The 24,963-nt window shown below is 63.5% G+C and carries 21 protein-coding genes and 1 pseudogene; 15 read left to right on the forward strand and 7 right to left on the reverse strand.

Features of this window, described 5'->3' with window-relative positions; all coding sequences use genetic code 11:
- Nucleotides 1-68 precede the first annotated feature (68 nt).
- The 8 genes from CK227_RS03975 (at nucleotide 69) to CK227_RS04010 (ending at nucleotide 8,469) form a co-directional block, all read left to right on the forward strand.
- Nucleotides 69-1,193 carry a nucleotidyltransferase family protein gene (locus CK227_RS03975; RefSeq protein WP_095771645.1) on the forward strand — a complete coding sequence of 375 codons (1,125 nt, stop codon included), beginning with the start codon at nucleotides 69-71 and terminating at the stop codon, nucleotides 1,191-1,193.
- 64 nt (nucleotides 1,194-1,257) lie between these two features.
- A complete protein-coding gene (locus tag CK227_RS03980) occupies nucleotides 1,258-2,280 on the forward strand; it encodes a glycosyltransferase (RefSeq protein ID WP_095771646.1) in 1,023 nt (340 codons plus the stop codon).
- Nucleotides 2,281-2,560: 280 nt separating this feature from the next.
- Nucleotides 2,561-2,962, forward strand: a complete 402-nt coding sequence (locus CK227_RS03985) for a hypothetical protein (RefSeq protein ID WP_095771647.1) — start codon at nucleotides 2,561-2,563, stop codon at nucleotides 2,960-2,962.
- A 156-nt stretch (nucleotides 2,963-3,118) separates the two neighbouring features.
- Nucleotides 3,119-4,000 carry a family 16 glycosylhydrolase gene (locus CK227_RS03990; RefSeq protein WP_095771648.1) on the forward strand — a complete coding sequence of 294 codons (882 nt, stop codon included), beginning with the start codon at nucleotides 3,119-3,121 and terminating at the stop codon, nucleotides 3,998-4,000.
- Nucleotides 4,001-4,049: 49 nt separating this feature from the next.
- Nucleotides 4,050-5,381, forward strand: coding sequence for a UDP-glucose/GDP-mannose dehydrogenase family protein (locus CK227_RS03995; RefSeq protein ID WP_095771649.1), 1,332 nt, complete (start codon nucleotides 4,050-4,052; stop codon nucleotides 5,379-5,381).
- 64 nt (nucleotides 5,382-5,445) lie between these two features.
- Nucleotides 5,446-6,888: a GMC family oxidoreductase gene (locus CK227_RS04000; RefSeq protein ID WP_095771943.1), complete on the forward strand. Its 1,443-nt coding sequence runs from the start codon at nucleotides 5,446-5,448 to the stop codon at nucleotides 6,886-6,888.
- 13 nt (nucleotides 6,889-6,901) lie between these two features.
- Nucleotides 6,902-7,351: a hypothetical protein gene (locus tag CK227_RS04005; RefSeq protein WP_095771650.1), complete on the forward strand. Its 450-nt coding sequence runs from the start codon at nucleotides 6,902-6,904 to the stop codon at nucleotides 7,349-7,351.
- A gap of 38 nt (nucleotides 7,352-7,389) precedes the next feature.
- Nucleotides 7,390-8,469 carry a glycosyltransferase gene (locus tag CK227_RS04010; protein ID WP_095771651.1) on the forward strand — a complete coding sequence of 360 codons (1,080 nt, stop codon included), beginning with the start codon at nucleotides 7,390-7,392 and terminating at the stop codon, nucleotides 8,467-8,469.
- A 23-nt stretch (nucleotides 8,470-8,492) separates the two neighbouring features.
- Here CK227_RS04010 and CK227_RS04015 read toward each other — a convergent pair whose 3' ends face one another.
- Together CK227_RS04015 and CK227_RS04020 are read right to left on the reverse strand one after the other, a co-directional pair.
- Nucleotides 8,493-9,515 carry a phosphoribosyltransferase family protein gene (locus CK227_RS04015; protein WP_095771652.1) on the reverse strand — a complete coding sequence of 341 codons (1,023 nt, stop codon included), beginning with the start codon at nucleotides 9,513-9,515 and terminating at the stop codon, nucleotides 8,493-8,495.
- 53 nt (nucleotides 9,516-9,568) lie between these two features.
- Entirely contained in the window at nucleotides 9,569-11,065 is a 1,497-nt protein-coding gene (locus CK227_RS04020; RefSeq protein ID WP_095771653.1) for a lipopolysaccharide biosynthesis protein, read from the reverse strand.
- A 188-nt stretch (nucleotides 11,066-11,253) separates the two neighbouring features.
- Between CK227_RS04020 and CK227_RS04025 the strand changes: the two genes are divergently transcribed.
- The 6 genes from CK227_RS04025 to CK227_RS04050 all read left to right on the forward strand — a co-directional run bounded on the left by CK227_RS04025 (nucleotide 11,254) and on the right by CK227_RS04050 (nucleotide 18,983).
- A complete protein-coding gene (locus CK227_RS04025) occupies nucleotides 11,254-12,426 on the forward strand; it encodes a glycosyl transferase family 1 (protein ID WP_095771654.1) in 1,173 nt (390 codons plus the stop codon).
- A gap of 15 nt (nucleotides 12,427-12,441) precedes the next feature.
- Nucleotides 12,442-13,431 carry a glycosyltransferase family 2 protein gene (locus tag CK227_RS04030; protein WP_095771655.1) on the forward strand — a complete coding sequence of 330 codons (990 nt, stop codon included), beginning with the start codon at nucleotides 12,442-12,444 and terminating at the stop codon, nucleotides 13,429-13,431.
- On the forward strand, nucleotides 13,431-14,381 hold the full coding sequence (locus CK227_RS04035; protein WP_095771656.1) for a glycosyltransferase family 2 protein: 951 nt from the start codon (nucleotides 13,431-13,433) through the stop codon (nucleotides 14,379-14,381). The genes CK227_RS04030 and CK227_RS04035 overlap by 1 nt, the downstream gene beginning before the upstream one ends.
- Nucleotides 14,371-15,339 carry a glycosyltransferase family 2 protein gene (locus CK227_RS04040; protein ID WP_095771657.1) on the forward strand — a complete coding sequence of 323 codons (969 nt, stop codon included), beginning with the start codon at nucleotides 14,371-14,373 and terminating at the stop codon, nucleotides 15,337-15,339. The genes CK227_RS04035 and CK227_RS04040 overlap by 11 nt, the downstream gene beginning before the upstream one ends.
- Before the next feature lie 74 nt (nucleotides 15,340-15,413).
- Nucleotides 15,414-16,310, forward strand: a complete 897-nt coding sequence (locus CK227_RS04045) for a UTP--glucose-1-phosphate uridylyltransferase (RefSeq protein ID WP_019862855.1) — start codon at nucleotides 15,414-15,416, stop codon at nucleotides 16,308-16,310.
- A 285-nt stretch (nucleotides 16,311-16,595) separates the two neighbouring features.
- The gene (locus CK227_RS04050) at nucleotides 16,596-18,983 is read left to right on the forward strand and encodes a polysaccharide biosynthesis tyrosine autokinase (RefSeq protein ID WP_095771658.1); all 2,388 of its coding nucleotides are present in this window, start codon (nucleotides 16,596-16,598) and stop codon (nucleotides 18,981-18,983) included.
- Nucleotides 18,984-19,038: 55 nt separating this feature from the next.
- Here CK227_RS04050 and CK227_RS37150 read toward each other — a convergent pair.
- The 3 genes and pseudogenes from CK227_RS37150 to CK227_RS04065 all read right to left on the reverse strand — a co-directional run.
- Nucleotides 19,039-19,312: pseudogene (locus CK227_RS37150) on the reverse strand (OsmC family peroxiredoxin); the annotation flags it as partial.
- Nucleotides 19,313-19,383: 71 nt separating this feature from the next.
- On the reverse strand, nucleotides 19,384-20,466 hold the full coding sequence (locus tag CK227_RS04060) for an acyltransferase (protein WP_095771659.1): 1,083 nt from the start codon (nucleotides 20,464-20,466) through the stop codon (nucleotides 19,384-19,386).
- Nucleotides 20,467-20,832: 366 nt separating this feature from the next.
- Nucleotides 20,833-22,740 carry a propionyl-CoA synthetase gene (locus tag CK227_RS04065; RefSeq protein WP_095771660.1) on the reverse strand — a complete coding sequence of 636 codons (1,908 nt, stop codon included), beginning with the start codon at nucleotides 22,738-22,740 and terminating at the stop codon, nucleotides 20,833-20,835.
- A gap of 142 nt (nucleotides 22,741-22,882) precedes the next feature.
- Between CK227_RS04065 and CK227_RS36615 the strand changes: the two genes are divergently transcribed.
- Nucleotides 22,883-23,059, forward strand: coding sequence for a hypothetical protein (locus tag CK227_RS36615; protein ID WP_179296379.1), 177 nt, complete (start codon nucleotides 22,883-22,885; stop codon nucleotides 23,057-23,059).
- A 450-nt stretch (nucleotides 23,060-23,509) separates the two neighbouring features.
- Here CK227_RS36615 and dhaK read toward each other — a convergent pair whose 3' ends face one another.
- Both dhaK and CK227_RS04075 read right to left on the reverse strand, forming a co-directional pair.
- Nucleotides 23,510-24,496: a dihydroxyacetone kinase subunit DhaK gene (dhaK, locus tag CK227_RS04070; protein WP_095771661.1), complete on the reverse strand. Its 987-nt coding sequence runs from the start codon at nucleotides 24,494-24,496 to the stop codon at nucleotides 23,510-23,512.
- A gap of 31 nt (nucleotides 24,497-24,527) precedes the next feature.
- Nucleotides 24,528-24,953 (reverse strand): hypothetical protein, encoded by a 426-nt coding sequence (locus CK227_RS04075; protein WP_019862863.1) that lies wholly within the window; start codon nucleotides 24,951-24,953, stop codon nucleotides 24,528-24,530.
- Between the last annotated feature and the right edge of the window lie 10 nt (nucleotides 24,954-24,963).

Genomic DNA, 24,963 nt, shown 5'->3' on the forward strand with positions numbered 1-24,963 from the left:
GAGGATGCTTTGTTTCGCACTTGCAGCATAAACGCCGTGCAAACCGCATTTTGGAGACCATGCGCTCAATGGCCTTGCCGGAAAGTTCCTATGAACGACTGCGCGCCGCCGACTGTGCCGACGAGATTGCCTATGTGCAGGCCTGCCTGCGGTTGTATTTCTCAGGCGCGGCGGCTCTGGCCGGCAATGTGTCGACGCCGAGCCTTTCCGCCGCCGCCGTCGCCGATATCGCCAGGCTGAACAAGGTCGCCACCTTCATTTTGAAAGCGCTGTCGCGCGCCCCGGCCACCGAAAGGCCCGCCGAACTTTTCCAATGGCTCGACACCTATCGCCGGCGGACGGTGTCGATGAACGCCGCCTGTCTCATGGATTCGATGGCGATCCATCGGGCGCTGCGCGACAGGCAGATCGATTTCGTCTTTCTCAAAGGTCCCTTCCAGCAGCATCTGCTCTATGACGACCATTTCATGAAGCCTTCGGGCGATGTCGACATCCTGGTTTCCCCGTCCGGATTCACGAAAGCACGCAATGCGCTGCGCTCGATCGGCTATGAGGTCTCAGGCAAGTCACGCTCCCTCTGGTGGGTCCGCTTCCTTGGCGAGCAGCACATGATCCGTGGCAACGGGCCGTCCACGGTCGACCTTCATTACCGCCTCCAGCAGCCCGGCTCGCCCAGTCCGCGCGATGCCGACGGTTTCCTGCGGCGCAAGCGGCTGGTCGAGATCACCGGCACCGAAGTGCCGTTCACGTCGGCCGCCGACACGTTGATGCTGTCCTGCATCAGCGTCGCCAAGGCACTGTTCAACCGCGAACCCTGTGCCGGCTATGTCTGCGATATCAGGGCCAGCGCCAACCGTCTTGGCGAGGCCGATCAGCAGCGTGTGCTGGATGCAGCGGTGAGCCAGGGGCTGGACGACACGTTGCTGCTCGGCCTGCGCGCCGCCGATGTGCTGCTGGGCGCCACCGGCACGCTTCTGTCGGAGCGGGCCAAGCCGGTCTTGTCGCGCATCGGCAACGAGGACCTGCTCAACATGGTCATCGCGCCATGGCTGTCATCCTTGCGGTGGCCGCAGCGGCGAACGGTGTTGTGGGAATTGTGCGGCAGGGCTCCCGTCCGCTACCTGGCCGAAGCCGGCTGGGCAGCGTCGGCGGATATCAGCCGCCGCATCTTCGAGCGGCCGGCCAGCCCGTGATGGCGGTGGTGTTGCAATACGTACAGGGCGAGGGCAAATCGGAACCTGTGCAAGAGGCTAACCCATGTCGATGACGAAATCAGAGGTCTGCGTGATCATCGCGGCCAAAAACGCGGCACGCACGATCGCGGTCGCCATCGCGTCCGCATTGCGCGAACCCGAGGTGGCGGAGGTCGTTGTCGTCGACGACGGCTCTACCGACAATACGGCCGAGGTCGCCCGCGCCGCCGACGACGGCAGCGGCCGGCTCAAGGTCATGCGCCTTGAGGTCAATCGTGGCCCCTCCTTCGCGCGCAATGCCGCGATCGCCGGTTCGAAAGCGCCGTTCATCAGTATTCTGGATGCCGACGACTTCTTCCTCGGGGGCCGGTTCCGCAATCTGTTTGCCGCCGCCGACTGGGATTTCGCGGCCGACAACATCATGCTCATCAGGGATGATGCGACTGATGACGCGACCAAGATCGTCGCTCCGGATTTTGCCGCCGATCCGGAATTCCTCGACTTCGAGCGCTTCGTCGACGGCAACATCTCCAGGCGCCGCGTGCAAAGAGGCGAGCTTGGCTTCTTGAAGCCGGTGATCAGCCGCGCCTTCCTCGATCGGCACCGATTGCGCTACGACGAAAGCCTGCGGCTGGGCGAGGACTACGAACTCTACGCCCGCGCGGTCGCCCACGGCGCGCGGTTCAAGGTCATCCGTTCCTGCGGCTACGGTGCCATCGTACGTGCTGATTCGCTCAGCGGCCGTCACAAGACGCAGGATCTGAAGCGGCTGGCCGATGCCGATCTGGCGCTGTTGGCGATAGACAGCCTGCCGGAAGGCTCCAAGGCGGTGCTGCGGCGGCACGAGCGGCATGTGCGCGACAAATACCGGCTGCGCAATTTCCTTGACGTGAAGGCCGAGCGCGGGCTGGCCTCGGCCGCGGCCTACGCCTTTGCAAGTCAATCCAACCTGGTCCCCATCGTCCAGGGCGTGGCCTCCGACAAGCTGGAGGCGCTGTTTCGGCGCGTTGGCCTTGTGTCCAGGCAAAAGCGCGTGCCGCCGTTGCGTTTCCTGATGGCCGGGACCAGTGCAGGCAAGGAGCGGTAAGGGGCGCCCGCGTCACCCCTCAAACAGCATTCGCATTGTGCAAACCATTTCCAGTGGATTTAAGAGTTTACGAATTGGGTGGTTGCCTCACGGCTCCGACGATGGCAGTCTATGTTGCGGTGCAGCAAATCGAACGACCAACCGAACTGGCCCCCGATCGGATTGGTCCGACGTCTCTCCCGTCAAAGGAGTTGGACGATGCGGTACGAGCTTTTCAGCCCTGCTTGCGGGGATCGGCCAGTGGTCGGCAGTAAGCCGGCGATGACAGGAATTTAAGCCCATGGCCTCGATATTTGGCTTCAGATCAAGGGATCCTGCCCGCGACCGGCAGGCCGACATCGCCCGCCTCGACCGGCTGGCGAAACTGTTCGAGCAGATCTCCGCCGAGATCGCAGCCGAGAAAACGGGCCTGGAGAGCCGCTACCGCAAGACGGCGACCAACGCGGCCTTTCTCGTCGAAGCCATGGAAAACGGCTCCGCTTCCGAGAAGCGCTCATCCGAAGTCAGCGCGCTGACGCAATCGATCCTGAATTGCGAGCGCCGCATCGCGGCACTGTCGCGCCAGCACAGTTTGATGAAGGAACTGCGTCATTCGCTCGATATGGTCTTCGACGCGGGTGGGGAGTCCAATTCGGCCGCCACGGCGGATTTCGCCAGGCCCGCGGGCGCGAGCCGGGCGTGAGACTACTTCAAAGGCATGATGCAAGCTTCAAAGCTATGATGCAGGACAGGAGAGGGATTTCTGGGGGCTCGAAAAGGAGGCCAAGGTTGGCCCGTTTGGAAGCGGTTCAAACGTCGACTTTGGGTTGGGGACGCACAGCACAAAGGTGAGTTTGGTATGAATTTAGATCCGAAAACCACGTCCACGACAGCAATTGCCGCAACCTCCGTCGCGCATGAGATCCGGCAAGGCGACCTGCGGCGGTTGGGCTTGATCGGCGGATTGCTGCTGGCTGCTCTCGGCAGCCTCTTTGCGACTCCATCCCATGCGCAGGATATCCAGTCCGCTCCCTCTTTCGTCGATGATTTCAAGAGCTTCGACAAGTCTCGCTGGTATGTCTCCGACGGCTGGAGCAACGGCAGCCACCAGAATTGCACTTGGTCGAAGGGGCTGGTCGAGCTTTCAGACGGTGTGCTGTCGCTCGGCTTCGGAAAACAGAAGCTGAAGGATCGCGAGTTCGCCTGCGGCGAGATCCAGACCAAGCAGCGCTTTGGTTATGGCACCTATGAGGCGCGGCTGAAGACCGACACCGGTTCCGGCCTCAACGCGGCCTTCTTCACCTATATCGGCCCGTCGGACAAGCAGCCCTGGGACGAGATCGACTTCGAGATCCTGACCAAGGACACCTCCAAGGTGCAGGTCAACGCCTATATCGACGGTAAGGGCAAGAACGAGAAGCTGGTCGAGGTGCCGGGCGGCACCGACAAGGCCTTCAACGACTACGCCTTCGTCTGGGAGAAGGACAGTTTGCGCTGGTACGTCAACGGCCAGCTGGTGAACACCATCACCGACCCGGCGAAGCTGCCCAGCCACGCGCAGAAGATCTTCTTCAGCCTTTGGGGCAGCGACACCATGAAGGGTTGGATGGGCGCCTTCGCGGATCCGGGCCGCAAGCTTTCGCTGCAGGTCGAACGCGTTGCCTTCACCGCGCTCGGCGAGCCATGCCAGTTTCCGGAATCGCTCGTATGCAGCGTAAAAGAGTTGGGAAAGACGAATTGAACCGGCCGGACCGAGAACGGGTCGCGGCCATGGATGGGAATGAAACCGAATGAACTTGACGGTGTTTGGAATTGGCTATGTCGGCCTCGTGCAGGCGGCGGTGCTTGCCGAGGTTGGCCACCAGGTGGTTTGCGTCGACATCGACGAAAGCAAGGTGGAGCGCCTCAACCAGGGCTTCGTCCCGATCTTCGAGCCAGGCCTCGAAAGCATCGTCAGGGAGAATCATGCCGCCGGCCGCATCAAATTCACCACCGATGCCGCCGCCGCCGTCCGGCACGGTGAAATCCAGATGATCGCGGTCGGCACGCCGCCCGGCGAGGACGGCTCGGCCGACCTCAAATACGTGCTGGCGGTCGCCGAGACCATCGGCCGCGAGATGGATAGCGCCAAGATCGTCGTCGGCAAGTCGACCGTGCCGGTCGGTACCTGCGAAAAGGTGAAAGCCAGGATCGCCGAGACGCTGAAGAAGAGAGGGCGTGAGGATCTTGCCTTCGACGTCGCCTCCAATCCCGAATTCCTCAAGGAAGGCTCGGCCGTCGCCGATTGCATGAAGCCCGACCGTATCATCGTCGGCACCTCGAGCGAGGAGACCGAGGTGGTGATGCGTGAGCTTTACGCGCCCTTCAACCGCAACCACGAAAAGATGATCGTGATGGACGTGCGCAGCGCCGAATTCACGAAATACGCCGCCAACTGCATGCTGGCCACCAAGATCAGCTTCATGAACGAGATGGCCAATCTGGCCGAGCAGCTCGGCGCCGACATCGAGGAGGTGCGCAAGGGCATCGGCAGCGATCCGCGCATCGGCTACCACTTCATTTATCCGGGTCTCGGCTATGGCGGCTCGTGCTTTCCCAAGGACGTCCGCGCCCTGATCAAGACCGCCGAGGGCGTCAAGTTCGACGCCAAGCTGCTGCGCGCCGTCGAGGAACGCAACAATGACCAGAAATCCGTGCTGTTCGACAAGGTGAACCGCTATTTCAAGGGCAGTCTCAAGGGCAAGACCTTTGCGCTGTGGGGCCTGGCCTTCAAGCCCAACACCGACGACATGCGCGAGGCGCCGGCACGCGTCCTGATGGAAGCGCTGTGGAAGGCCGGCGCGACCGTACAGGCTTATGATCCGGAGGCGATGCAGGAATGCCAGGCCATTTACGGCCTGCGCGACGACCTGCTGCTGTGCGGCACCAAGGAAGCGGCCTTGCGCGGCGCCGATGCGCTGCTCATCGCCACCGAATGGAAGAGCTTTCGCGCCCCGTCCTTCGACGCGTTGAAGGACGCGCTGACCACGCCGGTCATCTTCGACGGCCGCAATCTCTATGACCCCAAGGTCGTGGCGCGCCACGGCATCGAATATCACTCGATCGGCAGAATGGCGGCATGAGAGCGACCGCGGGAAGCAAGCGGAATTTGGCATACGCGCCCGGCGCGGAAAGGAGTTGCGGCTGATGGTGCTGGACGTAAAGCCAGAGCAAATCACCAAGGATCATTTCGATCTCATCGCGATCGGTTCCGGTTTCGGTTCGACCTTCTTCCTGCACGAATTCGCCATGCGGCGTAAGGCGCGCATCCTGATCCTGGAATGGGGTCGGCACAACACGCATGAATGGCAGCTCGCCCAGAACGCCAACACCGACATCGACGACGAGTCGACATACAAGACCAACTCCGACAAGCCGTGGAATTACACGATCGGACTGGGTGGCGGGACCAACTGCTGGTTCGCCCAGACGCCGAGGTTCCATCCCAATGACTTCAGGCTGAAAAGCACCTATGGCGTCGGCAATGACTGGCCGATCAGCTATGACGACGTCGAGCCATTCTACTGCGATGCCGAAGAGATCATGTCGATCTCCGGCGATCCCGACATGGCGGCGATGCTGCCGCGCTCGAAACCGTTTCCGCAGCCGCCGCATCGCATGTCGACGCCGGACAAGATGATGAAGGTGGCCCAGCCCGGCCAGCATTTCGTCATGCCGACCGCTCGCGCCCGGGTCCCGACCGCGCAGCGCACCTCGTGCTGTGCCAATCTGCGCTGCTGGCTGTGCCCGGTCGACGCGAAATTCACCGCCAACAATGGCCTGATGCATGTCTTCGAGCATCCCGACGTTTCGGTCTGCCTCGGTGCGGAAGTGCGCAGGCTCGATCAGGTCGGCGGCGCGGTCCGTTCGGTCACCTTCGTTCATGACGGCAAGGAGTATCAGGTCAGCGGCGACCTTTTCATTCTCGGCGCCAACGCCATCCAGAGCGCGGCGATCATGCTGCGCTCCGGCCTGGGAGACGAATTCGTCGGGCGCGGCCTGCATGAATCCTATGGCTGGAATTTCGAGGTCTATCTCGACGGCGTCGACAATTTCGACGGCAGCACCATCACCACCGGCCTGAATTTTGGCCTCTATGACGGTCCGCACCGGTCCGAGCATGCGGCGGCACTGGTCTATTTCGAAAACCGCTGGCAGCACGGGATGCGCGCCGAGCAGGGGCGGTTGCGCCAGACGCTGCCGCTGGTCGTGGTCACCGAAAACCTGCTCGATCACGAGAATTTCGTCACCCTCGACAAGGACGACAATGCCTTCGTCTCCTTCAAGGCACCGTCGGACTATGCGGTCAAGGGCATGGCCCGGGCGCTGGACAAATTGCCGGCGCTGCTTGCCCCGCTGCCGGTCGAGCGGCTCTTCGACCGCGGCATCCGGCCAACGGAATCGCATGTCCAGGGTACGCTGAGGATGGGTACCGGCCCGGCTGATTCGGTGATCGACAGCAACATGATCCATCACCGGTTGAGAAACCTGGTTGTCGTCGGAACCAGCACCTATCCGAGCTGCTCCTGCGCCAACCCAAGCCTGACCGCGGCGGCTTTGTCCCTGCGGGCGGCGAGCCGGATCGCGTGAGAGGAGCGGCCCGATGATCGAAGTCACACGGCGTTCCGCACTGGCCATCCTGGCGGGTGGCGTTGCCTCGACGGGCGTTGCCTACGCCGCCGTCTCCTCGTTTTCGGACGAGGATCTGGTTCGCGTCACGCTCGAAAAATATCTCGGCAGGCTGAATATGCGCATCGAGCACCTGCAGCAGTTCGTGCTGGAGTTCCGCAACCGCAATCCCTGGATCTTTCCGAGCGAGAAATTGAGCGACGCAGTCACTCTGGCCGAGGAGCTCAAACTGGGCGCCGTCCGCCGTCTGCTGCCCCATGAAAAGCGGGAAGATCTGGTACATTTCGACCGCTGGGTCATCGCCGAATTCCATATGCTGACGGACTACGCCTGGCGCAGTTCGCCTGACGATCCGATCCGGTTCACCGGATGGCACTCATGTACCAATCCGTTCGCGACGCTTGACCCGCCAAAGAGCGCGTGAGGCGCTTTCGACACGGCGAAAAGACAGGAGCCACGACCATGAAAGTTCTTTTTGCAGGCGGCAACGGCTACCCGCCGGAGTTCAGCGGCGGCGTTCAGTCGAGCACGCATCATCTGGCCGAACAGCTGATCGAGCACGGTCATGAGGCCGCGGTGCTTGCCGCCCTCTTCGGCGACGGCGTCTTCGGCTTGAAGGCGCGTGCCAAGATGAAGCTGTTGCGCCAGCCTGCGGTCGTCGACAGTTTTCCCGGCTACCCGGTGATCCGGGCGTGGTTTCCCTGGCAAGCAGCGGGTTTTGCCGTCAAGAAACTGAGGCCGGACGTGGCGGTGGTTCAGTGCCACAAATCGGTGCCCCTCGGCAAAGCGCTGAAGGCCGAGGGCGTGCCGCTGGTCGTCTATCTCAGAAATGTCGAGTTCCACGAGTTGGGCGGCGATTTGCGCGAACTGGGTTCCGCGCTCTACATCGCCAATTCGGAGTTCACCGCGCGCACCTACAAGCGGGAATTCGGCATCGAGGCGACAGTGATCCCGCCGACCATCAACCCGACGCAGTACAGCACGCCGACCACGGGCCAATTCGTCACGCTGATCAACCCCTATGAGGAAAAGGGCTTCGAACTGGCGGTCCGCATCGCCGGCGCCTGCCCGGAAATCCCGTTCCTGTTCGTCGAAAGCTGGAAGCTGGACGACGACCACCGCGCGCGCATCGAGGAGACGATCGCGCCGCTCGGCAACGTCACGCTGGAGAGCCGCACCAACGACATGAAGACGGTCTATGGCCGCACCAGGATCCTCCTTGCGCCCTCGAAATGGGAGGAGGCCTGGGGCCGAGTCGCGTCCGAGGCCCATTGCAGCGGCATCCCGGTCGTCGGTTCGCGGCGCGGTGGCCTGCCCGAAGCCATCGGCCCCGGCGGCACGGTACTCGACTACGATGCTCCGCTCATCGACTGGGTCGCGGCTGTCAGGCAGCTGTGGAACGATAACAAGGAATATGAACGGGTTTCAAACGTGGCGCGCGGCTTCGCGGCGCGTCCGGAGCTCGATCCGGACCGCCAGTTCGTCACCTTCTTCTCTATCCTGGATAGGGCGGTTCAGCAGCGGGCGCGCCAGGCGGCGTAGCCGGCGCTCAGAAAGCCAGCCGATCAGGCCGGGCGCTTGACCCGGCTTTTCAGCGTCTCGTAGCCGCGGGCGCCGAGCAGGGCGCGGGCCAGGGCCTTGGCGGCGCCCTTGCGGCCTTGCTGCGAGTTGATCTGCCGCAGCCTTGCCGGCAGATTGCGCGCGGCTTGGCCGAGCGCCGGCAGCGACAGCGCATCGGGGAAGCTCACCATATGGGTTTCGACGCACAGCACCGGCTTGCCCGACAGCTCCGTGATCTTCAGCGCCTGCGCATGCTCGCTTTCGATGAACAGGATAGCGTTGGATTTGCGGTAGAAATCAGCCTTGAAACTGCCATGCGCGCCGAGCCGCTGGCGCTCCGCCTTGCTCGGCAGGTCGAGCATGATCAGTTGGTCGTACACGATCCCATTCTTGGCCAGCCACGCCTCGGTCAGCGCACGGTATTTCTCCAGCCGGCTGGTGACCAGCCAGCCGATCCGGTGGGTCGGGGCATGAAGCGGGCGCGCTTCGCTGAGGAATTTCTCATAGGCCGGACCATCGTCGTTTTCCGCCTCGGTCGGATCGAGGCACAATACGCCGTCAATGTCGACGCAGCATTGCGCCAGGAATTTGTGATGCATGAAATTCCACTGGAACATGCGCGGATGCGGCACGACTTCGAAGACGACGTCGGTTTCCCGATGCTTCGGCTCCAGGCCGAATACCGCGGCATAGATGAAATCACCCTCTATGCCGGCAGCCTCGATACGGGCACGGGCATCGCGCATGGCGTTGCCGCCGGCGATGCTGTCGTCGATCACCAGCACCTTGCGCATGTCCGAGACCTTGCGGTCGAGCGCGGCGCGCCGCTTGGTGATGCCGGACGTATAGACCCGGCCGTCCAGGAAGGAATCCAGATCGGTCATCGGAATGTTCGCCGCAAGGCTGACCAGCGTCGCCGCCAGCACGCCGCTTCTGGGCACGCCGACCACCAGGTCGATGTCGCGCGGCAGCCGGTGAAGGTTGCCGACAATCGTGTCGTTCATGTCGGAGATCGATCGGTAGTGCATGCATCAGACCTGATGTTCGTGTGGATATTGGGTAGCTGGCAAAGGCGCCGAAATTATTGCGCCTCGCGCGGCGTTGCCGCCGGCTGTCGTGCCGGCAGCATCTTCAGGGCCTCGCGCAAGGCCTCGCGGCCGGATGCGAAGGCCAGCGCGACGACAATGGTGATGAGGTAGGCAAGCATGGCGCCGCTGGCCAGGGCGACGACATGCTGCTGCGGCAGCATCGGCTTGATCAGCCAGACCGCCGCCAGTGCCAGATGCGCGCCGAGCACGAATGGCGTTGCCGCGCGCAGCACATGGCTGGCCCGCAGCGGTCCGCTCTTGCCGACATAGAGCCACAGGAACGGCGTGCGCAGATATTCGCTGACCGCATAGGCTATCGCCACGCCGAGCGCGCCATAGGGCAGGCCGAGCGCGAAGGCGAGCACCGAGGTCACGGCGGTGATGATGCCCCAGCGCATGAAGTCGCCGGAGCGGCCCTGGCTGACGAAAAGCCAGCCCGCCGGGTTGTTGAGCGGCTGCAGCAGCCCGGCAAAGCCGAGCGCCAGGAAGATCGAGGCGCTTGCGCGCCACTGTTCGCCGAGCACGAAGGGGATCAGCACATCCGACATTGCGGTGGCGAAGGCGACGCCGGGCAGCGCCACCAAAAGGATCAGCGGCATGACGCGCAGATAGGCGCTGCGGTAGCGGTCCGGCTCGTCTTTCAGCCTGGACAGCGCCGGCACCATGACCTTCGACAGCGGATTGGTGATCTGGCTGAGCGGGAACAGAAGCAGCTTGTAGGCGCGGTCGTAGAGGCCGAGTTGCTGCTCGCCCCAGTATTTGCCGATCAGCACATTGTCGAGGTTGCGGGCGAAGAAATTGGCGAAGTTGAAGCCGGTGATGCCGGCGCCGAAATTGATCAACTCGCCGATGCCGGCGACCTTGCGCGGCAGGCCTGGCCGCCAGCGCGAGCTTGCCCAGTAGCACAGCGTCGGCAGCACCGCGCCGGTCAGCGTGCCGGCAAACAGCGCCCAGTAGGAGCGGTCGATGAAGGTCCAGGCGATCGACACCACCAGCCCGGCAACCGCGCTGGCGACGTCGATGACCGCCAGGCGCCCGAACTGCATGCGTCGTGTCAAAAGCGCCAGATGCTGGGCGCCGAGCCCATAGGCCATGATCTGCAGCCCGAACGCGGCGACCAGCCCGGCCACGCGCGGCTCACCGTAGAAGGCGGCGACCAGCGGTGCCGCACCCGCGAGCACGCAGGCCAGGATGGCACTGACCGCGACATTGATCCAGAAGAGGTAGTTCACCTCCTCATGGCGGATGCCCGATTTCTGGATCGTCGCCTGGGTCAGGCCGAAATCCTGGAACAGCGCGATGAAGGCCAGCACCGGCGCGCACATCGCCACGACGCCGAAATCCTGCGGCGACAAGAGCCGCGACAGCACGATGACGGATATGATCTGCGTCGCGACCCGCACCGATTGCGACATGGCGGTCACCACCGCGCCGCGCCCGACCGATTTACGCAGCGAGCCTTCCGGCGGATCGAATGGGTTGGCTTCCAAATTCAGGATTCCTGATTTTTTGCGCGGATTTCCGAACCCTGAAAATCCACGACCGCCGCCATCCCCAAACTACGGCAATAATTTTGCAGTGCAACAGAAAATGTCCATTGCCGCGCCAAAAATGTTGCGATGCAGCAAGAGCTGTACTAGCATCCTTGTGGGTGGGGTCAAACAGCGGTCGAGTTTTCATGCTGCATGTCTTGTACCTGGTGCACGATGTTTCCGATCCGGCGGTTCGCCGACGGATCACAATGCTCAGGACAGGCGGTGCCCGGGTCACTCTGGCGGGCTTTCGCCGCACCGCGACCCAGATCGCCGACATCGAAGGATTGCAGCCGGTCGACCTCGGCGCGACGCGCGACGGCCGATTCGCCCAGCGCCTGGCGGCGGTGGCGAAAGCGGCGGTTTCGATAGGCTCGAAGCTGAAGGGCGCGCCGCGGCCCGATCTCATCATCGCGCGTAATCTGGAAATGTTGGCGCTGGCGCGCCGCGCCAGGTCGGCCTTCGGCGCCACGGTGCCGATTGTCTATGAATGCCTCGACATCCACCGCCTGGTGCTTCGCGACGACATCTTCGGCAAGGCGCTGCGCGCCACCGAGCGCCATCTGGCGCGCGACGTGAAGCTGCTGGTGACCAGTTCGCCCGCCTTCATCGCCAATTATTTCAAGCCCTTCCGCCAGGTCGCCGCACCCGTCGAGCTGATCGAGAACAAATATTTCGAGGCAGCGGCGATCCTGCCCGGCGCGCGTGAAACGGTCGAAGCGCCCGCCACCCCGCCATGGCGGATCGGCTGGTTCGGAGCGCTGCGCTGCCGCCGCTCGCTCAAGCTTCTGGCTGATTTCACCCGCCGCATGGATGGACGTTTCGAAATCGTGCTGCGCGGCCGTCCGGCGCTTTCCGAATTCCCCGATTTCCACGCCTTCGTCGATGCCGAACCTTATCTGTCGTTTCGTGGACCCTACCGCAATCCAGAGGACATGGCGGCGATCTACCAGGACGTGCATTTCTCCTGGGCGATCGATTTCTTCGAGGAGGGACAGAATTCGGAATGGCTGCTGCCCAACCGCCTCTATGAAGGCTGCCGCTTCGGGGCGGTGCCGATCTCGATGGGCCATACGGAAACCGGACGGTTCCTCAGCCAGCAGGACATCGGCATCCTGCTGCCCCAGGCGACGCCCGAGGCGCTCGAAACCGCACTCGGCACGATGGAGGAGCAGCGCTTCGGCAGACTGAAGGCGCGCGTGCTTGCCCGCAATCCGAGGACGTGGAGCTACGATCGCAGCGACTGCAGCGCGCTGGTCGAAAAGCTGCGCCGCCTGACCACCGTGCGCGAGTCCCTCGCGACCGAAGCCCTGGCATAGGATGGACATCGCCCGATGACGCAAGCGCTTCCCTCCAGCCTGATCGTGATCCCTTGCCTGAACGAGGCAGCCCATATCAGCGCCCTGCTCGGCCAGCTTTGCCCGGCTGCGGCAAGGCTTGGCGCCCGGATCGTCGTTGCCGATGGCGGCAGCACCGACGGCACGCTGGCCATTGTCGAGCAGATCGCCGCGAAGGACCCGCGCGTTGTCCTGCTTCACAACAGGCGGCGCATCCAGAGCGCGGCGATCAATCTCGCCGTCGGCACTTTTGGCGAAGGCGCGGAATATCTCATCCGCATCGACGCGCATGGCGGCTATCCCGACGATTACTGCGACCGGCTGCTGGAGGAAGCGCTGGCCACATCAGCCGATTCGGTCGTGGTTTCGATGCTGACCAGCGGCAGCGGCGCCGTGCAGAAATCGGTTGCGGCGGCGCAGAATTCGAAACTCGGCACCGGTGGTTCCAAGCATCGTCACCTCTCGGCCGGAGAATGGGTCGACCACGGCCATCACGCGCTGATGCGGATATCGGCCTTCGGCGCTGTCGGCGGCTATGACGAGAGCTTCAGCCACAATGAGGATGCCGAGCTCGACTACCGGCTGCGGCAGGCCGGCTACAGGATCTGGATGAGCGGCAAGACGCAGATGGTCTACTATCCGCGCGCCTCGCTCAAAGGCCTCTATTTCCAGTATCTCGGCTATGGCCGCGGCCGCGCCAAGAATGTGTTGAAGCACCGCGTCATCCCGAAGGTCCGGCAGATGGTGCCACTGGCGGTCTTCCCGGTGGTTCTTCTGGCGGCCTTCTCCTTCGTGCACTGGATCGCGGCTGTGCCGCTGCTGATCTGGGCTTCGGTCTGCCTCGGCTATGGCCTGGTGACGGCCATTCGCCAGCGCAATGCCGACATCGCACTGGCCGGCGTTTCGGCCATGGTCATGCATTTCGGCTGGTCCGTCGGCTTCTGGCTGCAGCTTCTCGGCCTCGGCGCGCGACGCGGGGTGGCGTGATGGTGGCTCAGGCCAAGAACCGCAGCATCGACATCGGCGTGTGCACGTTCCGCCGGCCGGAGCTGGCCGACACGCTGCGTTCGCTTGCCGCCATGGAGATGCCCGAGGGCTTCGACATCGGCGTCATTGTCGCCGACAATGACGACACGCCGAGCGCGCAGGCATTGGTGACGGCGCTGTCGCAGGAATTGGCGCTGCCGGTCCGCTACCGGCATGCCCCGGCGCGCAACATCTCGGTCGCCCGCAATGCTTGCCTCGAAGCCAGCGAGGCGGATTTCCTCGCCTTCATCGACGACGATGAGACTGCCTCCGCCCGTTGGCTGGCCGAGTTGGTGGCGACGGCCGAGGACAGTGGTGCAACAGCCGTGCTCGGTCCGGTGCGGGCGCTCTACCGTCCGGATGCACCCGAATGGATGCGCCGGGGCGATTTCCATTCGACCTTGCCGGTCTGGGTGCGCGGCGAGATCCGCACCGGCTACACCTGCAACGTCCTGCTGCGCATGCGGTCGGACAGCCTGCGCGGCCGTCGCTTCAGCCTGGCGCGCGGCCAGACCGGCGGCGAGGACACCGAACTCTTCGATCAGATGGTCAAGGTCGGTGGCCGCATCGCCTTCGCTCGAGAGGCCTGGGTGGACGAGGTGGTGCCGCGCTCAAGGGCCGCGTTCGATTGGCTCGGCCGCCGCCGTTTTCGCGTCGGCCAGACGCATGGTCACCTCTTGGGCAGCAATGCGCGCGGCATCGGGCTGATCAAGCATGTCGGCCTTGCCGCCGCAAAGGCAGCCTTTTGTTTCGCCGCGGCCCTTCCCGTGGTCGCCAGCCCGGTGCGCAGGAACCGCAGCGTGCTGCGCGGCATCATGCATGTCGGCGTCGTCAGCGGCCTTGTCGGCGTCCGCGAACTCCGGCTCTACGGCCAATCGTCATCCCCGGAAGGAGGCAAGCGTGCAGCCTGACGTTTCCTTCGCTCCGGATGTTTCCTTTGTCATCGCCGCCTACAATGCAGAGGCGACGCTCGACCGCGCGATTGCCAGCGCCATGGCGCAGAAGGGTGTCAGCGTCGAGATCATCGTCGTCGACGACCAGTCGCGCGATGCCACGCTCGATGTGGCGCGGGCCTATCCGCAAGACATTGTGCGCGTCGTCGCGCTTGCCAGGAATCGCGGTCCCGGCGGCGCCCGAAATGCCGGACTCGACGTCGCCCGCGGCAGGTGGGTCGCGGTGCTCGATTCCGACGATGCCGTCTTCCCTGGCCGTATCGCCGCCATGATCGGCCGTGCCGAAAAAGCGGATGCCCAGATCGCCGTCGACAATCTCCAGGTCATCCGCGAGGACGGCGTCGTCGAGGATGCGATGTTCCCAAGGCGTTATCTGGAAGGCCTGCGCGAGATTTCGCTGGCCACCTACATCGCCGGCAACGTCGTCTTCGAATCGAAGTTCAACCTCGGCTACCTCAAGCCGATCTTCCAGCGCCGGTTCCTGGACGAAAACCGGCTTCGCTATGACGAGAAACTGAGGATCGGCGAAGACTACATCCTGTTTGCCGAGGCGCTCGCCAAGGGCGGCAGATGCGTGGTCGAGCCGGAGATCGGCTACGCCTACCATATTCGCAGTGGCTCCATCTCGCGTGTGCTCGAGCTTCACCATGTAGAAGCGATGCGCAAGGCGGATGCCGTATTCGCTCAAACCCATCGGATGGACGAGGCGGCCCAGGCGGCCTTTGCCCGGCGCGGCCGCAGCCTGCGCAAGGCAGCCTCCTTCCTGGCGATGGTCCAGCACATCAAGGCGCGGTCCCCGCTCAAAGCGATCCGGACGGCGCTCAGCGACCCGGCGGCGGTCAGGCATATGGGCATGCCGATCGCCGTGCGGTTGCGACGAGTAGCGGCACAATTTGCCGTGGGGGCGGGGAGGTGAAGATGCAGGCACATGGAGGGATTTTTCGTGGCCTGTGAATGGACTGAAGTCGATCTCCTCAGAAGGAATTTGCGATGAAGAAAATCAGGAAGGCCGTGATACCGGTGGCGGGGCTTGGAACACGGTTCCTGCCGGCGACCAAGTCGATGCCGAAGGAAATGCTTCCGGTGGTCGACAGGCCTGTCGTGCAATATGCGGTGGACGAGGCCTTCGAAGCCGGCATCGAGCACATCGTGTTCGTGACCGGCCGCAACAAGGCGGTCATCGAAGACTATTTCGACCTGCATCCGGAATTGATCGGAACCCTGGAGCAGACCGGCAAGAAGACCCAGCTGGAGGCGCTCGAAAGCATGCTGCCAGTGGCCGGCGCCACCTCCTTCATCCGCCAGCAGTCGCCGCAAGGTCTCGGTCACGCCGTCTGGTGCGCCCGCGAGGTCATCGGCAACGAGCCCTTCGCCCTGCTTTTGCCGGACATGGTCTCCTTCGGCGGGCGCGGTTGTCTTGCCGAAACCGTCGACCTCTATGAGCGCACCGGCGGCAATGTCATCGCCGTCGAACGCTGCGATCCGAGTGAGACCAACAAATACGGCATTGTCGGCCGCGGTGCCGAAATCGGCGGCGGCTTCGAAGTCACAGCGATGGTCGAAAAGCCGGCCCCGGCCAACGCGCCGTCAAATTTCTACATCAACGGCCGCTATATCCTGCAGCCCGAGATCTTCGCGCTGCTGGGCAATCAGCAGCGTGGCGCCGGCAACGAGATCCAGCTGACGGACGCCATGGTCCGCCTGTCGAAGGACCAGCCGTTCTTTGCCCAGCCTTTCCTGGGACGCATGTTCGACTGCGGGTCCAAGGAAGGCTTCATCCAGGCCAACATCGCTTTTGCGCTGGCGCGCAACGACATGAAGGGCCCGGTTTTCGAGATGCTTCAGGAGTTCGTCCGGTCGCATGAACGCCAGGAAGAAGCCGCATAATGCCCATCTTTCGGGAGTATTGCCGGATGGCTGGCGGCGAGGGGCCGACAGGCCCCGTCGTCTGGCATGAAGCTTGCGTTGCTTCTTGGCAATGCTCCCGACCGTTGGGGCGCCTGCAAGCCCAAGCATGATCCCGGAAAGTGGCTCCCGGTTTCCGCAAAGGTCATGCTTAAACTTAGACAGGTCATGATTCCCGAAGGTTTCGGAAAAGATCATGCCCAAACAAAGAGATAGAGCCTCAACCCGATTATCGGGAACGCAGCGGGCTCTGGGATTGGACCGACGATGAATTATGCCAACTTTCCTCTCGACAAGAGGATGCCATTGCCGAATTCGGACGCAGGAAACGGCGAAGACTTCATCGATATCGAGCGGCTGCTTGGCATGGCTGCGCGGCAGGCCAAGGTGGTTGCCGTGTGCGCCGTCATCGGTCTTTTCCTGGGCATGCTCTATCTGCAGACAACCCCGCCCAAATATGTGTCGGTCTCGAGCGTGCTGATCGACGAGGGCCTGAACAAGATCGTCGACGACATTTCAGCGGCGTCGACGACCATGCAGACCGATTCCGCCATTCTGAGCCAGATCGAGATACTGACCTCGACGCGGCTTGCCGCGGTGGTCGTCGACAAGCTCAAGCTCGACCAGAACGATGCGTTTATGAACCCGCCGCAGTCGGCGCTTGCCCAGGGCGTCGGCCTGATCCGCGGCCTTATCCAGTATGTCCGCCCCAGCCCGCCTATCCCGGGCATGGGTGACATCAGCAAGCTCGATCCTGCCACCCGCAATGCGCTGATCGCCACGTCAAGCCGCGACTATGCGATCCTCAAGCTGCAGAACGAGATCCAGGCGGATCGCGTCGGACGAAGCTACGTCATCGCGCTTGGCTATCAGGCGACCGATCCGGGCTTGGCGAAAGCGATCACCAAAGCCTATGCCGACGCCTACCTGGCCGATCAGCTCGATGCCAGCTTCGACGCCACCGAGCGCGCGGCGGTCTGGCTGCAGGGCCGCCTGACGGAACTGCGCGAGAGCTCGCAGCAGGCGTCGCTGGCGGTCGAAAAATTCAGGGCCGAACACGGCCTGTCCGCCAACAGCGATGGCCAGCTGTTGAGCGACAAGCAGCTTGCCGACCTCAACGCCCAGCTCATCGTGGCGCAGGCCGACACGGCGCGCGCCAGCGCCCGCTACCAGCAGTACAAGTCGATCGTCGACAGCGGCTCGGACAACGCTTTCAAGGATGCCGCCATTTCGAGCGATCAGCCGAGCAGCTCGGTCATTTCGGCGCTCAAGACCCGCTACCTCACCGTCTCCAAGCGTCAGCAGGATGTCGAGGCGAATTTCGGTCCTCAACATCCGCAGGCTGTGGCGCTTGCCAAGGAAAAGGCCGACATATCGGCGCAGATTTTCGGCGAGCTGAAGCAGCTCACGGAAAGTTATCGCAACGAGTATGAGGTGGCGCTGGCGCGCGAGACCGCGCTCAGGGCCAATGTTGCCGCCGCTCAGGGCAAGAGCTCCGTCGACAACCAGTCGCAGGTGCAGTTGCGCGACCTCGACCAGAAGGCGACGGCGCTCACCACGCTCTATCAGACGTTCCTCGGCCGCTACGAGGAAGCCGCGCAGCAGCAATCTTTCCCGGTCGGCAAGATCCGCATCATCTCGGATGCCTCGACGCCGCTCTCCGCCTCGAGCCCGCGCACCATCATCGTGCTCGGACTGTCTCTCGTGCTCGGCGTGCTGATGGGCGCCGGCTTCGGCGGCCTCAACGAGTTCAACGAGCGGTTCTTCCGGACCGGCGAGGAGGTCCGCGACCGCGTCGGCCTCAAATTCCTCGGCTATCTGCCGACCATCGGCAGCAGGCCCGCCAAGGACGACAAGCCGGCCGAGGCTCAGCCGGATGCCAAGGCAGCGAGGTCGCCGGCGGCCATCGAAAGGCGCGCGCGCATGCGGGTGAGCATCGACGCGCCGGCATCGATGTTCTCCGAAACGCTGCGCAGCGCCAAGATCGCCTTCGATGTCGTGATGGAAGGACAGGGCAGCCGCGTCGTCGGCGTCATCTCGGTGCTTCCCGGCGAAGGCAAGTCGACGGTCGCGGCCAATCTTGCCGGACTGCTGGCCGCCAATGGCGCCAGGACGCTGCTCATCGACGGTGACTTGCGCAATCCGGGGTTGAGCCGCAGCCTCGGCATGGAAGCCGAGCAGGGCCTGATGGAAGCGGTGATGAATGGCCAGACCTGGCAGTCGGTCGGCAAGATCGACCGGCAGACGAAACTCGCCATCATCCCGGCCGTGCTGCGCGGCCACTTCTCGCACACCAGCGAGCTGTTGTCCTCGGCTGGCATGCGGCGCTTCATCGAGAACGCCAAGGAGACGTTCGAATACATCGTCGTCGATCTGCCGCCGCTCGGGCCGGTGGTCGACGCCAAGGCTTTCGCGCCGTTGGTCGACGGCTTCGTGCTGGTCACCGAATGGGGCCGCACGCCGCGCGCCATGGTCAGGTCGATGCTGGAATCCGAACCCTATGTCGCCAACAAGATCGTCGGCGCGGTGCTGAACAAGGTCGACCTGAAGAAGCTCGCCAAATACGGATCGTTCGGCGCGTCGGAAAAATTCTTCGACAAATATTCGAGCTACTATCTCGACAAGTCCGAAGTGCGCAGCAAGGCGACGGTATAGAGCATTCCAGGAAAGCCGTTTCACGCTTTCCTGGAGCGGCTCCAAAATGAATATCTCAAGCGGCTACCTGGATTTCCGTCTTGACGGAATTGGCGATGAAGCACTGTTCATGCGCCAAGTGGTGCAACTCCGCTTGCGTTGCGGCATGTGGCAGCTGGAAATCGCCGCGATGTAGGCCTCCTCCGGATCGACATTGGCCTCGACGGAATAAGGAAGCGGAACGATATGCGGCGACGCCGACGCCGGCACGACCTGGCCGCCGTCAAAGCGCCAAATGTGCGCGCGGCTGTAACGTCAGTGAAGACCGCTCCTTCGCGCTCCCAATGTACTGGTTCTTCCGGTCGACGCCCGCCTCACGCCGGCATGGACGAACACCATTTCCTCAAACGGACGATCGCGGCTACGCTGCCTTGAGCCGATAACGGAAGACGGTGTGGTCGAGCAGCAGCCTTATGCGCGGTTCGGCTTCCGTCGCCACCAGCCAGCTTGCCGCGATCATGGTCGCGCCGACCACTGCCATCGACAGGAGATAAGGCATCCCTGCACGGACCATCGCCCCGAGCATCGCCGCGCCGACGACGTCGTGGATCAGGTAGAGCGGATAGGTCATCAGGCCGATCCGGCGCCAGCCGCTCCAGCTGAGGTCGAGCCGCAGCGACCACGCCATCAGCGCGATGGCGACGAGGAAGATCAGGATCGGCGGCGCATAGGGCATCACGGCATTGACCTTGATGCTGTGGACGTCGACTGAACTGGCGATCTGCAGCACGCCCCCGCCGAGGAACAGCAGGCAGAAGCCAAGGCGAGGCGCCGTCAGCGCCTTGAACCGGATCAGCCACAGCAGCACGCCGACGGCGAAGAAGCAGCCGTGATGCACCAAAGTGAGCTGGAGCAGCCGCGTCTCGGCGAAGTCGGCCCAGCCGAGCGGATAATAGAGGCACCAGAACAGCGTGCTGACCAGGCCGATGACGATGGCGACCGCCTCCATCAGATCGAAACGGCCAAGCCGCAGCAGGATCCAGACGATGGCGTAGAAGGCGATCTCGATGCCGAGTGTCCAGTAGACGCTGTCCACCCAGGGACCATAGGGCACGAACAGCCCGGTGCGAACCAGCCTGACCACCGCGTCGGTCGGCCAGCTCAGGCCGATGGCAAGAAGCAGTACGGCGGTGACCGGCGCGCAGATCCAGACCGCCGGCGCCAGCCGCTTCACCCTGGCCTCGAAGAACCGCAGCGGCGTCGACTTCTCGGCGCTGAAGGCGATGACGAAACCGCTGATGACGAAGAAGATCTCGACGCCGACCCATCCGGATCCGACCCAGGCGCCTATGTCAGGCTGCGCCGGCACGCCGCCCGTGGCCTGTGCCGAGATGCCATCGGGATAGGCCCACACCCAGAAGCCATAGTGGTAGACCATGACCAGAACGGCTGCGAGAAACCGCAGGATGTCGACGCCGCCAAAGGTAATTTTTTGCTGAGCCATACCGCACCGTCGGATGGCCCCCCAGGAGACACTGTAGGGTGGCTTGCTGCATTGCACAATAAGAGATTGGTGCTGAAGGGCAATCGCGTCAGGTTTCGGCTTCGCCGAGGCACCCTCCCACTCCGGGGGAGAGAACGGCGCGAGTTCGCCGGCCTTGGCGCGTGTCCGAACCGGATAGATAGGTAACAGAATGGACCGGTAGCATGGGTGACAGTTCTCTTGTCCGCCGGAGGACCGGCGATGGCCTAAAGCGCGTCGCGTCTGAACGGGTTCATACGACGCGCTTTAGGTCTTTGTTTTCATGCATGTCGTTCTCCCAAAACCGGGGCCACTTTTGGGCGGCATGCATTATGCGATTGGCTGCCCCTAAACCCCGATCCCCCGCGCCTTTATCGCCGCGGTGATCTCGTCGAGGATGGCCGGGTCGTCGATCGTCGCCGGCATCGTCCATTCTTCCTTGTCGGCGATCTTCTGCATGGTGCCGCGCAGGATCTTTCCGGACCGCGTCTTGGGCAGGCGCTTGATCGTCACCACGGTCTTGAAGGCGGCGACCGGCCCGATCCGCTCGCGCACCAGCGCCACGACCTCCTTCTCGATGGCGCCGCCGTCGCGCGCGACACCGGCGTTCAGCACCACGAAACCGAGCGGAACTTGCCCCTTCATCGCATCGGCAATGCCGACGACGGCGCATTCGGCGACATCGGGATGGGCGGCCAGCACCTCTTCCATGGCGCCGGTCGACAGCCGGTGGCCGGCGACATTGATGATGTCGTCGGTGCGCGCCATCACGTAGAGATAGCCGTCCTCGTCGATCATGCCGGCATCCGCGGTCTTGTAGTAGCCGGGAAACTCATCGAGATAGGCCTGGCGGAAGCGGGCGTCGGCGTTCCACAGCGTCGGCAGGCAGCCGGCCGGCAACGGCAGCTTGACCACGACATTGCCGAGCGTCCCGCGCGGCACCTCGTGGCCGGCATCGTCGAGCACGCGGATGTCATAGCCGGGCATCGGCACGCCGGGCGAACCGTATTTCACCGGCAGCAGGCCGAGCCCCGCCGGGTTGATGGTCATCGGCGAGCCGGTCTCGGTCTGCCACCAATGGTCGACCACTGGCAGGTTCAGCTTCTGCTCCGCCCATTTGATGGTTTCGGGGTCGGCGCGCTCGCCGGCGAGGAACAGCGTGCGGAATTTCGACAGATCGTATCTGGCAACGAACTCACCCCGCGGATCCTGGCCCTTGATCGCCCGGAACGCCGTGGGCGCGGTGAACAGCGCGACCACCCCATGGTCCGAGATGACCCGCCAGTAGGTGCCGGCATCCGGCGTCCCGATCGGCTTGCCTTCGAACAGGACGCTGGTGCTGCCATGCAGCAGCGGTCCGTAGACGATGTAGGAATGGCCGACGACCCAGCCGACATCGGACGCCGCCCAGAACACTTCGCCCGGTTTGACGCCGAACTCGTTTTCCATCGTCCATTTCAGCGCGACCATGTGGCCGCCATTGTCGCGCACGATCCCCTTGGGCTGGCCGGTCGTGCCTGACGTGTAGATGATGTAGAGCGGGTCGGTGGCCAGCACCGGCACGCAGTCGACATTGGCGCCGGCCGCCCGCTCACGGGCGACGGCGTCGGCATAGTCGATGTCGAAATGCTCCTTCAGATCGCAGCGCAACTGGTCGCGCTGCAGGATCAGGCAGGCATCCGGCTTGTGGTGGGACATCTCGATCGCCTTGTCGAGCAGCGGCTTGTAGGCGACGACCCGGCCCGGCTCCAGGCCGCAGGAGGCCGAGATGATCAGCTTCGGCTTGGCATCGTCGATGCGGGTGGCCAGTTCATGCGAGGCAAAGCCGCCGAACACGACCGAATGCACGGCGCCGATGCGGGCGCAGGCAAGCATGGCGATGGCCGCCTCCGCCACCATCGGCATGTAGATGATGACGCGGTCGCCCTTGCCGATGCCCCGGTTCTTCAGCACCGAGGTCAGCGCCACCACTTCGCGCTTGAGTTCGGCGTAGGTGAATTTTTTCACCGTTCCGGTGATGGCGCTGTCATAGATCAGTGCGATCTGGTCGGCGCGTCCGCCGGCGACATGCCGGTCGATGGCGTTGTAGCAGGTGTTGCAGGTCGCGCCGGTAAACCAGCGGCCATAGACGCCGGCGGTGGCGTCGAACACCTTGTCCCAGGGCGAATACCAGTCGATGGCGCCGGCCGCGTCCGCCCAGAATTGTTCCGGGTCGCGTTTCCAGCCGTCATAGACCTCATGATAGCGTGAAGCCATCCGTAACCTCCCCAGGAACCATTTGACGTCTTTGCCAACAGCCTATGCTGTTTTTTCCGGCGCTGTCTCCCCTGATTTTCGTATGAACCGGTCCCGGCTTGGATCGTGAAGTGAGGTCTTCTCGGGGGACGGGATCTCAGCGATGCGCCATCCGGCGTCGATCATGGCAAAACCGGAGTTTGCGCTGGCGATCGGCGCGGTGCTGGCGATCTCAACCGCCTTGGCCGGAGATGCCGCGGCCCATCATCGGCTTTTCGCCCGATGGCTCTATTTCGCCTTCGAGCAGTACGGCCAGCGCCTTCCGGCAAACCGGCGGTGATTGTCGTGCTGGGACTTTGAAGGGCGCGACCGCCGCTTCATCGCCGTGACCGGGCAGCCTTGCTGAGAGGCCAGCCGATAGCCGCCTAACAAACGCTATTCATGGGACGAAATGGTCTACCGCACTAGATCGGCAGGGCCACAAGCATGAGGCCCACGCCACCGAAGATCAAAATGGCCGCCGCTAGCGCTTTCCGATGACGTTCGAAAGTCGTCGGCGCCCGCTCCCAGTTGTAACGCATACGCTATCTCCCCAAAAATCCCGGGAGTCCTTACCTTACTTTGGGGAAGAAAGGCAACGGCCCGGCGAGTCAACGCACTTACCGGAGGATTCATGGTGACGACTATTTCTGGGGTGATTTCCGCTGAGAGCAGGTGATAGCGCTTAGATCGCCATTCCCAACGGAAGCGCTATGGCTCTTCCAGGGAAAATCGCCGCGCACTCGAATTGCTACATGCCCCAACGCAGCGCCGCCGTATGGACAGGCGCGTCCCACCAGCCGGTCATCTCTTCGTCGAGCATGGTGAGCGTGATCGAGCAGCCGGCCATGTCGAGCGAGGTGACATAGCTGCCGACCAGCGAGCGGATTACCGTCACGCCATGCGTCTCGAAGATCTTTCGCGCGCTGTTGTACATCAGATAGAGCTCCATCAGCGGCGTGCCGCCGAAGCCGTTGACGAACAGCAGCGCCGGTCCTTTCGCTTTGTCGCCGAGATCGCCGAGGATCGCTGTGCAGATCTCCCCGGCGATCGCGTCGGCGCTCTTTAAGGCGTCGCGCCGGCGGCCAGGCTCGCCATGGATGCCGACGCCGAATTCCATCTCGCCGTCGCCGATGTCGAAGGTCGGCTTGCCGGCGGCTGGCACGGTGCCGCTGGTCAGCGCCACGCCCATCGAGCGGGTCGCGGCGTTGACGCGCTCGCCCAACGTCTTCAGCACCGGCAGTGCCAGGCCGTGCTCGGCCGCCGCGCCGACGATCTTTTCCACCACCAGCGTACCCGCCACGCCGCGCCGGCCGGTCGTGTAGGACGAATTCTCGACGGCGACATCGTCATTGGTCACCACCTGCTGGACGCCATCGGACATTTCGGCAGCCATGTCGAAATTCATCACATCGCCCTCGTAGTTCTTGACGATGAACAGGCAGCCGGCGCCGGTGTCGACGGCCTGCGCCGCCGCCAGCATCTGGTCCGGCGTCGGGGAGGTGAACACCTGGCCGGGGCAGGCGGCGTCCAGCATGCCATGGCCGACAAAGCCGCCATGCAGTGGCTCGTGGCCCGAGCCGCCGCCGGAGATCAGCGCCACCTTGCCCGGCCGCAACGTCCTGCGGCGGACGAATTTGTGCTCCTCGCCAAGCACGAGGATATCGGCGTGGGCGGCCACGAAACCGTCGAGGCTCTCCGTCAGCACCGTGTCCACCGCATTCATAAATTTCTTCATGGCGTCCTCCCAAACAGCCCGGCAAGAATGGTCAGCTGCCACCCTTGCCGGCGATGCTGGTGATCTTCTGGATGAATTCATTGATCGCCCGATCGAGCGCCGCATTCTGCTTGTCGTCGCCGAAATCCGGCACGACGAGCGACACATGCCGCGTCTTGCGCATGCCCGCGGCGATCGACATTTTTCCCGGATGCGCCTGATGGTAGGCGGCAAGAAACTGATCCCGCTCGGCTGGACTGAAATGGCAGACGGAAAAAATAGCCGGCAAATGCTTCGACGGAATCGGCACCGTATAGGCAGGGCTTGAAATCTGCGTCACGAAGCTGCGGTGCTTGCCAAGCGCGTCGGCCAGGCGCTGGCGCATGCCGGACGGTCGCTGGTCGATGACCTGCGACAGGATCGTCTTGTAGGCGCGGATCGCCTCTTCGGAGCCGGGTTCGGGTTTGATGTCAACCATGCCGGCCGCG

Source organism: Mesorhizobium sp. WSM4308 (assembly GCF_002294905.1).
Classification (GTDB): domain Bacteria; phylum Pseudomonadota; class Alphaproteobacteria; order Rhizobiales; family Rhizobiaceae; genus Mesorhizobium.